This is a genomic window from Rahnella sp. CG8 (assembly GCF_023701875.1).
Taxonomy (GTDB): Bacteria; Pseudomonadota; Gammaproteobacteria; order Enterobacterales; family Enterobacteriaceae; genus Rahnella; species Rahnella aceris.
Map to the genome: position 1 here is coordinate 151,851 of NZ_JABAED010000009.1, position 13,961 is coordinate 165,811.

Below are 13,961 nucleotides of genomic sequence, written 5' to 3' on the forward strand. Positions count from 1 at the left end.
TAATAATTTCGTTTAAAAAAAAGCCAAACTGAACATTATTTAACTATTTATATTCTTCTGCTATCCAACTCTCATTTCCTGACCGTTTTGCCTTAACAAAAATCATTTTCAATTTTTTTCTGGCTGTCACGTCTAAATCAACATCATTTTACATGCCAACCCGCATGGCATAAGCCTTCGGGCAGATTTAAAAGCCATCAGTACCGCAGCAAACTCACACCGCTGGAATTTAAGCGGGGAATTCTACAGCACTTTTGCGGCGAGCATTAACGTATTTTAGAAATTGATTGGAAGGTTTATATCAGCGGAAGGAAAGCAAAAACATTTGTTAATAATTCAGCAGTCTGGGAATGCTCCTAAATTGCCCATTAAAGTCATATGGGAATTCTCGTATTTTGATTATCAGAAACGGCAACGCAAATTACCGGAATGTTTTAACGCGATTCAGCAACGGTGAAAAAGACGGGCAGTCAGGTGAATACCCGTCCGGGGTTTATTTGCGGCTCAGGCGACCACGGCGGAACAAATTACGGCGGATACGGGTCAGCCCTGCTTTCGGCTTCTTCGGCTCATCCAGACAGGCCAGAACCAGCTCCAGTACACGTTCAGCCACATCGCGGTGACGCTGCGCCACGGCCAGAACCGGGCATTCGAGGAAATCGAGCAGCTCGTTATCGCCGAATGTGGCAATAGCGAGATTGACCGGTAAACGCCCTTCCATTTTCAGCGTAACGTCCATCACACCCTGTAACAGCTGGAATGACGTCGTAAATAACGCCTGCGGCATCGGGTGCGTTTTTAGCCATTCGGCAAACACTATGGCCGCTGATTCACGATCATAAGCATTGGCATAAAGGTATTCCGGCTGGCGTGGATCTTCAGCCCATGCCTGGCGGAATCCCTGCTCGCGCAGAAAACTCACGGAAAGCTCAGGCAGCGCGCCGAGATACAATACCGATTCAGCAGGAAAGGTGCGCAACTCCTGCGCCAGCATCAGTGCGTCATCCTGATCGGCACCCACAACACTGATGAAGTGTTCGGGATCCAGAGCGCGATCAAGCGCAATGATCGGGAAATCATCGTTGGCCCAGCGCTGATAGAAAGGATGTTCCGGCGGCAATGACGTGGAGATAATGATCGCATCTACCTGACGTTGCAGCAGATGTTCGATGCAGCGCATTTCGTTGTCAGGCTGATCTTCTGAACAGGCGATTAGCAGTTGATAACCCCGCTGACGGGCCTGACGCTCGAGGAAGTTGGCGATTTTGGTGTAACTGGTATTTTCCAGATCGGGGATCACCAGGCCAATAGAACGGGTGCGACCGGCGCGTAAACCCGCTGCCACCGCATTCGGGTGATAGTTATGTTCCTTCACGACAGCCATAACTTTTTCGACTGTCTTATCGCTGACACGATACTGTTTCGCTTTGCCATTAATCACATAACTGGCCGTTGTACGCGAAACGCCCGCTAACCTCGCGATCTCATCCAGCTTCACTGAGAAACCCCTTAATAAAGATAATGCTTTATCTAACCGCAGAAGCCTCTGCCGGGCAAGGTGTTTTACCGAATCGCTTCACCTGTCTCGCAAAAAATAAAGCCCAACTCAAGAGCCGGGCTTTTAAATATCAGATAAGTTTCACATCTTGCTGATTATTTACGCTTTAGCGCATGATTTTGTCGCCACGGGAGACACCCACTACGCCGGAGCGCGCAACTTCGACGATTTCAGCCACATCACGGATACTGGCTAAAAACGCGTCCAGTTTGTCACTGGTACCCGCCAGCTGAACGGTGTAAAGCGTTGCTGTGACATCCACAATCTGACCGCGGAAAATCTCGGTAGAGCGTTTAACTTCTTCCCGGCCATAACCGGAAGCCTGCACCTTCACCAGCATGATTTCACGCTCAACGTGAGCACCCTGCACCAGCTCAGTGACTCGTAATACGTCTACCAGCTTATGCAGCTGTTTTTCGATTTGCTCGAGCACCTTGGCATCACCCACGGTCTGAATCGTCATGCGCGACAAGGTAGGATCATCCGTCGGTGCAACGGTCAGGCTTTCAATGTTATAGCCACGCTGAGAGAACAGGCCAACCACGCGGGACAACGCGCCCGATTCGTTTTCCAGTAATACTGATAAAATCCGGCGCATGATCAGGTCCTCTCCGTTTTGCTTAACCACATTTCGTCCATCGCACCGCCACGGATGTGCATAGGGTAAACGTGTTCTGTTTCATCCACGCTGATATCAACAAATACCAGACGATTTTTCTGTTCCAGCGCCAGCGCCAGCTTGCTTTCCAGCTCATCCGGCGTGCGGATAGCAATACCCACATGCCCGTAAGCTTCCGCCAGTTTCACGAAATCAGGCAGCGATTGCATGTAAGACTGAGAATGACGGCCGGAGTAAATCATGTCCTGCCACTGCTTCACCATGCCCAGATAGCCATTGTTCAGGTTCACGACGATCACTGGCAAATCGTATTGCAGCGCGGTCGACAGCTCCTGAATGTTCATCTGGATACTGCCGTCACCGGTCACACAAATTACCGTCTCATCCGGCAGGCCAAGTTTCACACCCAGCGCAGCAGGCAGGCCAAAGCCCATCGTGCCGAGGCCACCGGAGTTGATCCAGCGACGCGGTTTATCGAACTTATAATACAATGCGGCAAACATCTGATGCTGCCCGACGTCCGACGTAACATAGGCATCGCCTTTGGTCAGACGGTGCAGCGTTTCGATAACCGCCTGTGGCTTGATGGTACCGGTATTTTTGTCGTAGCTCAGGCACTCACGCCCGCGCCAGTTCTCAATATTTTGCCACCAGTCGCGCAGCGCATCGAATTCCTGCTTTTCGTCGCTTTGTGCCAGCAATTCCAGCATCTGAATCAGCGTCTGCTTCGCATCACCCACAATCGGAATATCCGCATTCACGGTTTTGGAAATGGACGTCGGGTCGATATCAATGTGCATAACCGTCGCATTCGGGCAGTACTTCGCCAGATTATTGGTGGTACGGTCGTCGAAACGCACACCTACACCGAAGATTAAATCCGCGTTGTGCATCGCCATATTGGCTTCGTAAGTACCGTGCATGCCGAGCATACCAAGGCTCTGGCGATGGGTACCGGGAAATGCGCCCAACCCCATCAGGGAACTGGTGACGGGCAGATTCAGTTTCTCCGCCAGTTGCAGCAGTTCAGCATCACACTCAGAATTAATCGCACCGCCACCGACGTACAGCACCGGTTTCTTCGCCGCCAGTAAAGTCTGGACTGCGCGCTTGATTTGCCCGCGATGGCCTTGCACCGTCGGGTTATAGGAGCGCATCGCAACCTGATCAGGATAGGCGTAAGGCAGTTTAATCTGCGGGTTCACCACATCTTTTGGCAGGTCGACAACCACCGGGCCAGGACGGCCGGTAGAGGCAAGATAAAACGCTTTTTTCAGCACAGTCGGAATATCTTCCGCACGTTTTACCAGAAAACTGTGTTTCACCACCGGGCGGGAAATCCCCACCATGTCGCATTCCTGGAATGCGTCATAACCGATGAGTGAACTGTGTACCTGGCCGGATAGCACCACTAGCGGAATGGAATCCATATAAGCCGTGGCAATGCCGGTGATCGCATTGGTTGCGCCGGGACCGGAAGTCACCAGCACGACGCCCACGTCACCCGTGGCACGCGCATAACCGTCAGCCATATGAACAGCACCCTGTTCATGTCTCACCAGCACATGATCTATCCCACCGACCGTATGCAGGGCATCATAGATATCCAACACCGCACCGCCGGGATAACCGAATACGTGCTTAACGCCCTGGTCGATTAACGACCGGACGACCATCTCGGCTCCTGACAACATCTCCATGGTTTTGCCTCCAGGCTTTTTGCTTCTTTTATAGGATGACTTGTGTTTCAGCTAGCTGTTCTATCAGCAGCAATTTAAAGATAAATTGCTGAATTTTAGGACTTTCTATCGGGCTCACAAAACCCTGCTGTTCTTATTGGCGTTCAAGAATCTAACTCAGTACCTTAGCGTCAGAACCGGAGTCAGGCAAACGCCAAAAATTCTGCACAGGCATGATTTTATCGCCTCGCACTGCCTTCATTCTCTCGCTCGGGACAAAACACTGCCTGTGAGCACTAACCAGTCAGAAATATCAGGAAGGCTGGAAAAATTACAGTATTAAATTATGTCCATAGCGGACCTGAAACTAAAACGAGGGAAGAAAACCGGCGAAGTGACATACGCCGGTGATTCAGAAAGGAAAGTGATGAAACGGGCAGATGAAGCATTACTCCTGATAAAGCTGATCGATTTCCTTCTGATAACGGCTGAAAATATTTTTGCGGCGCAGTTTAAGGGTCGGGGTCAGTTCACCCGCTTCCATCGTGAAAGGTTTGGTCAGCAACACAAACTTTTTCACCTGCTCAAAACCGGCAAGATCATGCTGAATCTCGCGTAGCTGGTGGGCAAACAGCGAGAGGATCTGCTCGTTTTTCACCAGTCCGGCGCGATTGAAATAATCAATACGGTGCGCCTGGGCATAGACGTTCAGCACATCAAAATCAGGCACGATCAGCGCAGAAACAAAGTGCCTTTCATCGGCGATGACTGCCGCCTGCTCGATATAACGATCCTGCACCAGCGTGCCTTCGATACGCTGCGGAGCAATGTATTTTCCGCCCGACGTTTTCATCAGATCTTTGAGTCGTTCGGTAATAAACACATTCCCTTGTGCATCCATTTTCCCGGCATCACCGGTTTTAAACCAGCCGTCGGCAGTGAAACTGGCCGCCGTCTCTTCCGGTTTATTGAAGTAACCCCGCAGGAGTGTTGGGCCGCGAACCTGAATCTCATTCTCCTCGCCGATCCGCACTTCAATCTCTGGTAACGCCGTTCCGACAGAACCAAAGCGGAAATCATTTTCTTCCCAGCAGGTCACCGTCGCGCACGTTTCCGTCAGGCCGTAGCCGTATTTGATTTTCAGACCGAGTGATTCGAAAAACAGAATGACATTGTCGTCCAGACTTGCACCGGCGGCAGGCAGAAAACGCAGATTGCCACCCAGCAAATCACGCAGCTTTTTTAGCACCAGTTTATCGGCGAGAAAATGCGCAGGCACCAGCCAGAACGGATAACGTTCGCCACGGCGCTCGATCAAAAACTTCTCTTTGCCCTGCCCGACGGCCCAGTGGAAAAGCCGCTTTTTGAGGGTTCCTGCGCGAGAGACTTTGTCGTGGATCGCGCTGAACACTTTTTCATAGAAGCGCGGTACCGCACACATTACTGTCGGTTTAATGGCCTGCAAAGCATCACGCACCAGATCAGTTTCGCGCAGGAAGACGTTTTGCGCACCGCAATGCATCACGAAGAAACTCCATGCGCGTTCAAAAACGTGCGCCAACGGCAGAAAACAAAGGGAAACATCATGCTCCGAAATGCTCAGACGCCTTTCATGCTGCATCAGTTGCGTCGCCATGCTGCGGTAATCCAGCATCACGCCTTTTGCTTCTCCGGTGGTGCCCGAGGTATAGATGAGCGTGAACAGATCACTCAGGTCACGGGCATTCACCCGCACTTCACGCTCAGCAGCTAGAGCAGCATCCCGGGGAACAACGCCTGAAACATGCCGGGCAATGGGTACGCCACGTAAATCGACATCATTGTCCAGCACCAGTATGTGTTTCAGCTGCGGGCAGAGATCACGCACAGCCACCGCCGCGTCATATTGTTTCTGACCGACGACAAACAAAATACGGACATCCGCATCATTGAGTACATATGCGGACTGCGCGGGTGTATTGGTGGCATAAACCGGCACGGTGACAGCACGCAATTGCAGGATCGCAAGATCTGCTGTCGCCCAGGCCATCGAATTATTCCCGCAAATGGCGATGCGTTCCTGAACGCCCACTTGCTCCTGCAATAACACGTCGGATAAGGCATCCACTTTCTCGCCCAGCTCACGCCAGGTCAGGGCAGATTCTGCCGCTGGCGACCACTCGCGAAATGCAGTCTGTTCAGCGCGGGCAACGACTTGCTGACGAAAACGGGAAATCAGATGGTAATCATTTAAGGTTGGATTCATTGAGCGTTTATACCGGCGTCCAGCGTAGTCAGTAAAAGGAGGGAGCTGACTGCATTGCTCTGTTACAAAGATTTAACGCAGTCTACCGACAAAGATTGCAAGGCGAAATGAAATTGTAGGAGCTGCAGCAGGGTTTTGGAAATATCACGCGGAATTTCTAAGACAAAAAAAACCTGCAGGACTCTAACGAGGAGAAAAAAACCTGCAGGATAAAAAACTATCTGATAAAGAACAGGCAGCCGCTTTCGCTGCGATCACCTCTGCCAAAAAAGTCGTAATGACTGACTGATTACAGAGAAACAACACACTGGCTCAATAATGTTTTCATCCACATATTACCTTTGTCTTTGCTGGATGATTCGTGCCAGGAAAGATAACAAGTCAGCGTATTTTTCATCCACGGCAATGGAATGACGGATAAATTAAGTATTCCTGCATTTGCCTGTGCCAGCCAGCGCGGCACCAGTGCAACCATCTCGGATTTGGAGACAATTTCCACAACGCTGAACAGATCGGTTCCTTGATAGGAAATCAGCGAAACTAACTCAGAGTCGTCGTAATAAGGTGAACTGAAAGAATAGAAGCGGTCCATCATCATGACAGCATGTTTTTCTTTCAGATACTTTTCATCAGACATATGCGGACTGATACGGGGATGATTTTGCGCCGCGACCAGAACCAGCTCATCATTAAATAAGGCATGATTGCAAAAATCAGCACGCTCAAATTTACGATAACTGATCACAAATTCTATATTCTGGTAACGCAGCTGATGTTCAATATCATCGTTAACAATCGTTTGCAGTTTAACACTGACACCCGGCGATAATTCTTCGGCGGCCTTCAGCACCAGGCTGGTGAAGCGTTTATCGAGCGGGCTGCAAATAGCGACATTAAACTGGCGTGTGCTGAGATAAGGGTCAAAACCTGCCCCCGGCAGTTCGTTCATCACCAGTTGCAAAGCCTGTCTGATCGGGCCAAACAGTTGACGTGCGCGCATCGTCGGTTGGATCCCGCGCCCGAAACGCACAAACAAGTCATCATTAAACATCACTTTCAAACGGGCAACGGCATTACTGACCGCTGGCTGGGACATCCCCAACATATTGGCTGCACGTGTAATATTTTGTAATTGCATGACGGCATCAAAAACCGTTAATAAATTTAAATCAACATTGCGAAGGTGCGTTTCTGCCTCAGCGGTTTTAGGTTGTATTTCTGTATCGGCGTCAGACATGATATCCCTCATAATAGACATTCGAATCCAAATAAAATGATTATCTTCAATAATCTATTTCGTAAAGCGCAGCATTGAGATGGTATTGGGGAACATAAATATTGGCAGAGAAAACGCAGCAAATTCTCATCAATTTATTTTCAGAAAAATATGAATTTTTGTTTCCAATAATCAGAAACAGAAATACAAATTTTATTTCCCACAAAGAAACTGATGATATCAAACAGCAAAATATTTCCGTAAACAACATTCTAAAAATGAATAATAAGTTAAGCCATACTAAATCATTTTTAATTCACTGTATTAAATAGAGTATTTATCCAGGTGCCCCCGGGCGGGTGCATTTTTTTTGTTCTTATTTTTCCGCCCCCCTTTAAAACCTTCATCCCGAGTACCTCCGCGACGCCAGTGTTTTATGCTAAATGAGATTCAATATCATTTTGGCGATTTTCTGGAATTTCCACACAGTGAAGGTTGACATACCGCACACATTCCCGTATCACTTTAGTCACTGTTTGAACGATATCCGTTCTGACCACCCGATGATGAGAAGCTGAAACACATGTTCATGATGACCCGTCTCCTAGGCCTACTACTCAACGCAGAATATTTGCGCGGTAAGCCAGTGGGCGAAAATCAGAACTGATTCAACTTCCACAGACAATAAACCCGCGCCGATGCGCGGGTTTTTTTTTATCTCCCGCAGGGCGCGAAAGTAAAAGCAGACAAGGAATAACCCATGAGCGAGCAAGTCATTATTTTCGATACCACGCTGCGTGACGGTGAACAGGCGTTACAAGCCAGCCTGAGTGTTAAAGAGAAGATTCAAATTGCAATGGCGCTGGAAAGAATGGGCGTTGACGTGATGGAAGTCGGCTTCCCGGTCTCCTCTCCCGGCGATTTCGAGTCCGTACAAACTATCGCACGCCAGATTAAAAATAGCCGTGTTTGCGGTCTGGCCCGCTGTGTGGACGGTGACATCGACGCCGCTGCCGAAGCATTACGCGTCGCAGAAGCTTTCCGTATCCACGTCTTCCTGGCCACTTCTACCCTGCACATTGAATCCAAACTGAAGCGCTCGTTTGATCAGGTGCTGGAAATGGCCACGCATTCCGTGAAACGCGCCCGTAATTACACTGACGACGTCGAATTCTCCTGCGAAGATGCCGGCCGTACCCCGCTGGATAATCTGTGCCGCGTGGTCGAAGCTGCAATCAAAGCCGGGGCGACCACCATCAACATTCCTGACACCGTGGGTTACACGACGCCGGTTCAGTTCGGTGGAATCATCACCAATTTGTATGAGCGTGTTCCAAACATTGATAAAGCGATTATTTCCGTTCACTGCCACGATGATCTGGGCATGGCTGTCGGTAACTCCATCGCCGCGATACAGGCCGGTGCGCGCCAGGTTGAAGGCACATTGAACGGTATCGGTGAACGCGCCGGTAACACTGCGCTGGAAGAAGTGATCATGGCGATCCGCACCCGCAGCGACTACATGAACGTTCACACCAACATTAATCACAAAGAAATCTACCGCACCAGCCAGATTGTCAGCCAGATAACCAACATGCCGATCCCGGGCAACAAAGCCATTGTCGGCTCTAACGCCTTCGCACACTCCTCCGGGATCCATCAGGACGGCGTGCTGAAAAACCGTGAAAACTACGAAATCATGACCCCGGAATCCATCGGTCTGAATCAGGTTCAGTTGAACCTGACTTCCCGTTCCGGTCGTGCTGCCGTTAAGCATCGCATGGAAGAAATGGGCTACAAAGAAGCTGATTACAATCTGGATCATCTGTATGCCGCGTTCCTGAAGCTGGCCGACAAAAAAGGTCAGGTTTTCGACTACGATTTAGAAGCACTGGTCTTCATTAACAAGCAGCAGGAAGAACCTGAATTCTATCGTCTGGATAACTTCAGCGTGCAGTCCGGCTCAAAAATTACCGCCACTGCGTCAGTCAATCTGGCCTGTGGCGAAGAAATCATTACCGAAGCCGCTACCGGCAACGGTCCGGTAGATGCCGTGTATCAGGCTATCAACCGCATCACCGGTTATCAGATTGAACTGGTGAAATACCAGCTGAGCGCCAAAGGTCAGGGCCGCGATGCTCTGGGTCAGGTTGACGTGGTCGTCTCCTTCAATGGCCGCCGCTTCCACGGTGTCGGGCTGGCGACAGACATTGTCGAATCCTCCGCAAAAGCGATGGTACACGTACTGAATAACATCTGGCGCAGCAAACAAGTTGAGATCGAAAAACAACGTTTGCAGCAGACAGGTCAGCAACACAACAACATTCAAAATAATCAGGAAACGGTGTGAACATGAGCAAGACCCATCATATTGCCGTCTTACCCGGAGACGGAATTGGCCCGGAAGTCATGGCCCAGGCATATAAAGTTCTGGACGCAGTACGTCAGCGTTTTGGCCTGAAGATCACCACCAGCGAATACGATGTGGGTGGCGCAGCCATCGACAAACATGGCAGCCCGTTGCCGCCAGCGACCGTTGCCGGTTGTGAACAAGCTGATGCGATTCTTTTCGGCTCCGTGGGTGGCCCGAAATGGGAACATCTGCCCCCAAACGATCAGCCTGAGCGTGGCGCATTATTGCCACTGCGCAAACATTTCAAGTTGTTTAGTAATCTGCGCCCTGCCCGCCTGTATCAGGGGCTGGAAGAGTTTTGTCCGTTGCGTGCCGATATCGCCGCAAAAGGCTTCGACATTCTGTGTGTTCGTGAACTGACGGGCGGTATTTACTTCGGTCAGCCTAAAGGTCGCGAAGGTCAGGGCATGCACGAGAAAGCATTTGATACCGAAGTGTATTACCGTTTTGAGATTGAACGCATCGCCCGCATCGCCTTTGAATCAGCGCGCAAACGCCGCAGCAAAGTGACCTCCATCGATAAAGCGAACGTGTTGCAGACTTCCATTATGTGGCGTGAAGTGGTTAACGAAATCGCTAAAGATTACCCGGATGTCAGCCTGAGCCACATGTACATCGATAACGCGACCATGCAGCTGATTAAAGATCCGTCGCAGTTTGACGTGTTGCTGTGTTCAAACTTATTCGGCGACATCCTGTCGGACGAATGCGCGATGATCACCGGTTCGATGGGGATGTTGCCTTCTGCCAGCATGAACGAGCAGGCGTTTGGTCTGTTCGAGCCTGCGGGGGGGTCAGCCCCGGATATCGCCGGTAAAAACATTGCCAACCCGATTGCACAAATTTTGTCCGCCGCACTGTTACTGCGTTACAGTCTGGGTGCTGATGATGCAGCCAATGCTATCGAGCAGGCGGTTAATAAAGCACTGGAAGCAGGCCACCGCACCGGCGATTTAGCTAACGGTCAGCAGGCGCTGGGTACCAATGAAATGGGCGATATCATTGCCCGCTTTGTGAAAGAAGGGGCATAACATGGCCAAAACTCTATATCAGAAATTGTTTGATGCGCATGTGGTTTACGAAGCGCAAAACGAAACGCCATTGTTATACATTGACCGCCATCTGGTTCACGAAGTGACCTCTCCGCAGGCGTTTGACGGCTTGCGTGCGATGGGCCGCCAGGTTCGCCAGCCAGGTAAAACCTTTGCGACCATGGATCACAACGTGTCCACGCAAACTAAAGACATCAATGCGAGCGGCGAAATGGCGCGCATCCAGATGCAGGAATTAATCAAGAACTGTGCTGAATTCGGCGTGCAGTTGTATGACCTGAATCACCCGTATCAGGGCATCGTTCACGTTATCGGCCCTGAACAGGGCATGACGTTGCCGGGCATGACGATTGTCTGCGGTGATTCCCATACCGCCACGCACGGCGCATTTGGCTCACTGGCTTTCGGTATCGGGACTTCGGAAGTTGAACACGTTCTGGCGACACAAACCCTGAAACAGGGTCGCGCCAAAACCATGAAAATTGAAGTGACCGGCGAAGCTCCTGTCGGTATCACAGCGAAAGATATCGTTCTGGCGATTATCGGGAAAACCGGCAGCGCAGGCGGCACCGGTCACGTGGTGGAATTCTGCGGTAAAGCGATTGAAGCGTTAAGCATGGAAGGTCGTATGACCCTGTGCAACATGGCGATCGAAATGGGGGCGAAAGCCGGTCTGGTTGCACCGGATGAAACTACGTTTGCTTATCTGAAGGGCCGTCAGTTTGCGCCGAAAGATCAGAACTGGGACGCGGCGGTCGAATACTGGAAAACCCTGAAAACCGAAGATGGGGCGAAGTTCGACAGCGTTGTTACGCTGGATGCGTCTGAAATCGCACCACAGGTCACCTGGGGTACCAACCCGGGTCAGGTGATGGCCGTGAATCAGACCATCCCGGACCCGGCATCCTTTGCCGATCCGGTAGAACGTGCCTCAGCGGAAAAAGCGCTGGCGTATATGGATTTGCAGCCGGGCATTAAACTGACCGACGTGGCGATTGATAAAGTGTTCATCGGCTCCTGCACCAATTCCCGTATCGAAGATTTACGCGCTGCGGCAGCGGTGGCCAAAGGCCGTAAAGTGGCGAACGGCGTACAGGCCATTGTGGTACCGGGATCCGGCCCGGTAAAAGCGCAGGCGGAAGAAGAAGGGCTGGATAAGATCTTCATCGAAGCGGGCTTTGAATGGCGTCTGCCAGGCTGCTCTATGTGTCTGGCGATGAACAATGACCGTCTGGAACCGGGCGAACGTTGCGCGTCTACCAGCAACCGTAACTTCGAAGGCCGTCAGGGTCGTGGCGGTCGCACGCATCTGGTCAGCCCGGCAATGGCGGCAGCGGCGGCGGTCACCGGCCGTTTCGCTGATATCCGTGAACTGAACTGAGGAAAACACCATGGCTAAATTTACCCAACACATCGGTCTGGTGGTTCCGCTGGATGCAGCTAACGTCGATACCGATGCCATCATTCCAAAACAGTTTTTACAGAAAGTCACCCGTACCGGTTTTGGCCAGCATCTGTTTAATGACTGGCGTTTTCTGGACGATGCCGGTCAGGTGCCAAATCCTGATTTCGTGCTGAACAAACCGCGCTACAAAGGCGCGAGCATTTTGCTGGCACGCGAAAACTTTGGCTGCGGTTCTTCCCGCGAACATGCGCCATGGGCACTGACCGATTACGGTTTCCATGCTGTGATCGCGCCAAGCTTTGCCGATATCTTTTACGGTAACTCATTCAACAACCAGTTGCTGCCAATCACGCTGAGCGACGCCGAAGTGGATGAACTGTTTGAGCTGGTGAAAGCTAACGAAGGCATTCAGTTCGAAGTGGATCTGGAAGCGCAGACTGTTAAAGCGGGCGATAAAAGCTATCCGTTTGTCATCGACAGCTTCCGTCGTCACTGCATGATCAACGGTCTGGACAGCATCGGTCTGACCTTGCAGCACGAAGAAAATATCTCCGGCTACGAGAAGAATCAGCCTGCGTTTATGCAGTGATTATTATCTGTAAACGATGAAGAAGGCGGGCCCAGCCCCGCTTTCTTCATCAGCCTTCAGGCATCCCCGAAAGCCTCTGCAAAGTTACCCCTGCATAGTCATCCTGTCTTCAGTTTCTTTGTCACGATTATTTCACTTACAGCGATGGGATCCTGGTACTTGCCTGATAAAAAATCGACTGAACCATAATTTTTTTCGATGGAATAACAGTAATCATATTCAAAACACTTCTAATATTTTTACTCAACAACGGCGAATGCACAAAAATCGGCCACCATTTAATTAGCCTTTCTTAGAAACTATAAACTCCATTAATGGAACAGCCTCTCTGTATACTTGTTTAATATATTTAGTAATATCTAACATAGGATAAGAAGAGGATATTTTAAATAATCCTAAATTGGGATCGAGAAAAAAACATTCCGAAGCACTGTAGCGAAACGCCGCAACGGCATGATAGCCAACCTCACCCGGTACCTCAGAAAACCGGAAAGCAATGATCGCTCCGGTGAGAGGGTGAGCCTGACCAAAACTGTTTACCCCGTTAAATAACATGAAATCATTACGTGTTATCAGACGATACTGTAAACCGGGAACGCCAGTTATTCTTTCCTTTTCTGCCTGACGGAAATTTTTATAATTAACAAAGACCTGATGGCGTCCTGTCTGACGTTTCGGATCCTGCTGACTCTCCTTGCAGCTCCTCAGATAGCTCTCGTGCAGCCGGTATGAACGTTCAAGCAATAGCCTCAGCTTCGCAGTATCAGAGGGGATTAAGGCTTTCTTGTCAGGTGTCAGTGGCGTGGAGAACCAACCGGAAAGCCAGCCGGAAAACCAGCCCCCCCTTTGTTGTACCGGCCTTTCTTTTAATATATCGCCCAGCCACGTCAGGCATAACCCAATACAGCAGCCCTCAGATTTTTTCTCATCAATAAATGAATTATATGTTTTCCTGATAAGTACAACTGGAATCATATTTAATACCCTGCATTAGAATTTTAAGAAAGACGATATTATAGAAAATACTTTTCATTAGCCATACAGGTAAAGAGGATTCGAAGTACTTAAAACATTAATCTTTGCAGGATAAAAACAGATATTTCAAAATTATTAAGACGTTGCCGGAACAAGCAAAAAACGGAATATATTATTCAGTTGAATAGGTTAAAGAGCGAATAAATCGCT

At 50.0% G+C, this 13,961-nt stretch carries 10 protein-coding genes; 4 read left to right on the plus strand and 6 right to left on the minus strand.

All coding sequences use genetic code 11. The features are described from left to right. Positions 1-493: 493 nt before the first annotated feature. The 5 genes from cra to leuO all read right to left on the minus strand — a co-directional run bounded on the left by cra (position 494) and on the right by leuO (position 7,338). Positions 494-1,498 carry a catabolite repressor/activator gene (cra, locus tag HGO41_RS11090; RefSeq protein ID WP_013577019.1) on the minus strand — a complete coding sequence of 335 codons (1,005 nt, stop codon included), beginning with the start codon at positions 1,496-1,498 and terminating at the stop codon, positions 494-496. Between the two features lie 166 nt (positions 1,499-1,664). Next, positions 1,665-2,156, minus strand: coding sequence for an acetolactate synthase small subunit (ilvN, locus tag HGO41_RS11095; protein ID WP_013577020.1), 492 nt, complete (start codon positions 2,154-2,156; stop codon positions 1,665-1,667). 2 nt (positions 2,157-2,158) lie between these two features. Continuing rightward, positions 2,159-3,877: an acetolactate synthase 3 large subunit gene (gene ilvI / locus HGO41_RS11100; protein ID WP_013577021.1), complete on the minus strand. Its 1,719-nt coding sequence runs from the start codon at positions 3,875-3,877 to the stop codon at positions 2,159-2,161. Between the two features lie 427 nt (positions 3,878-4,304). Then, entirely contained in the window at positions 4,305-6,101 is a 1,797-nt protein-coding gene (locus HGO41_RS11105; protein ID WP_131638363.1) for an AMP-dependent synthetase/ligase, read from the minus strand. 289 nt (positions 6,102-6,390) lie between these two features. Further along, on the minus strand, positions 6,391-7,338 hold the full coding sequence (leuO, locus tag HGO41_RS11110; protein ID WP_250981030.1) for a transcriptional regulator LeuO: 948 nt from the start codon (positions 7,336-7,338) through the stop codon (positions 6,391-6,393). Between the two features lie 739 nt (positions 7,339-8,077). Between leuO and leuA the strand changes: the two genes are divergently transcribed. Genes leuA through leuD form a run of 4 tightly spaced genes read left to right on the plus strand, consistent with a single transcriptional unit; the run spans position 8,078 to position 12,776 of the window. Continuing rightward, a complete protein-coding gene (gene leuA, locus HGO41_RS11115) occupies positions 8,078-9,667 on the plus strand; it encodes a 2-isopropylmalate synthase (RefSeq protein WP_013577024.1) in 1,590 nt (529 codons plus the stop codon). Between the two features lie 2 nt (positions 9,668-9,669). Next, the gene (gene leuB / locus HGO41_RS11120; RefSeq protein WP_013577025.1) at positions 9,670-10,761 is read left to right on the plus strand and encodes a 3-isopropylmalate dehydrogenase; all 1,092 of its coding nucleotides are present in this window, start codon (positions 9,670-9,672) and stop codon (positions 10,759-10,761) included. A gap of 1 nt (position 10,762) precedes the next feature. Continuing rightward, positions 10,763-12,163: a 3-isopropylmalate dehydratase large subunit gene (leuC, locus tag HGO41_RS11125; protein WP_013577026.1), complete on the plus strand. Its 1,401-nt coding sequence runs from the start codon at positions 10,763-10,765 to the stop codon at positions 12,161-12,163. A gap of 10 nt (positions 12,164-12,173) precedes the next feature. Beyond that, positions 12,174-12,776 carry a 3-isopropylmalate dehydratase small subunit gene (leuD, locus tag HGO41_RS11130; RefSeq protein ID WP_013577027.1) on the plus strand — a complete coding sequence of 201 codons (603 nt, stop codon included), beginning with the start codon at positions 12,174-12,176 and terminating at the stop codon, positions 12,774-12,776. Between the two features lie 282 nt (positions 12,777-13,058). Here leuD and HGO41_RS11135 read toward each other — a convergent pair whose 3' ends face one another. Further along, complete coding sequence (locus tag HGO41_RS11135) at positions 13,059-13,751, minus strand: hypothetical protein (RefSeq protein ID WP_250981031.1); 693 nt, start codon at positions 13,749-13,751, stop codon at positions 13,059-13,061. Positions 13,752-13,961 lie beyond the last annotated feature (210 nt).

Excerpts from the sequence above, each read along its gene's own strand:
- ilvN (WP_013577020.1), bottom strand. The coding sequence starts at position 2,156 with ATGCGCCGGATTTTATCAGTATTACTGGAAAACGAATCGGGCGCGTTG.
- ilvI (WP_013577021.1), bottom strand. The coding sequence starts at position 3,877 with ATGGAGATGTTGTCAGGAGCCGAGATGGTCGTCCGGTCGTTAATCGAC.
- HGO41_RS11105 (WP_131638363.1), bottom strand. The coding sequence starts at position 6,101 with ATGAATCCAACCTTAAATGATTACCATCTGATTTCCCGTTTTCGTCAG.
- leuO (WP_250981030.1), bottom strand. The coding sequence starts at position 7,338 with ATGTCTGACGCCGATACAGAAATACAACCTAAAACCGCTGAGGCAGAA.
- leuA (WP_013577024.1), top strand. The coding sequence starts at position 8,078 with ATGAGCGAGCAAGTCATTATTTTCGATACCACGCTGCGTGACGGTGAA.
- leuB (WP_013577025.1), top strand. The coding sequence starts at position 9,670 with ATGAGCAAGACCCATCATATTGCCGTCTTACCCGGAGACGGAATTGGC.
- leuC (WP_013577026.1), top strand. The coding sequence starts at position 10,763 with ATGGCCAAAACTCTATATCAGAAATTGTTTGATGCGCATGTGGTTTAC.
- leuD (WP_013577027.1), top strand. The coding sequence starts at position 12,174 with ATGGCTAAATTTACCCAACACATCGGTCTGGTGGTTCCGCTGGATGCA.
- HGO41_RS11135 (WP_250981031.1), bottom strand. The coding sequence starts at position 13,751 with ATGATTCCAGTTGTACTTATCAGGAAAACATATAATTCATTTATTGAT.